Annotated in this window: 1 protein-coding gene; it reads left to right on the forward strand. The window is 65.9% G+C overall.

Going from position 1 to position 232, the window contains the following annotated elements; translation table 11 throughout:
• On the forward strand, window positions 1-232 hold a 232-nt coding region (locus BQ8794_RS27340; protein ID WP_483189064.1), incomplete at both ends, for a type 1 glutamine amidotransferase family protein.

Below are 232 nucleotides of genomic sequence, written 5' to 3' on the forward strand. Positions count from 1 at the left end.
GTTCCGGCGCGGTCCTGCTCGGCGAAGCGGGGTTGCTGGAAAATCGCGAGGCCACAATCCATTGGGGCTATGTCGCAACGCTCGCTAACAACTATCCCGGCGTGAAGGTGAAGCCGGGCCAGTCGCTGGTGCTGAGCGGCGAGGCCCAGCGCATCGTCATGGCCGGGGGCGGCTCGAACTGGCAGGATCTCGCCCTCTATCTCATCGCGCGCTTCGTCGGCCTCAAGGAGGC

Origin of the sequence: Mesorhizobium prunaredense (assembly GCF_900156895.1) — a bacterium.
Classification (GTDB): Bacteria; Pseudomonadota; Alphaproteobacteria; order Rhizobiales; family Rhizobiaceae; genus Mesorhizobium; species Mesorhizobium prunaredense.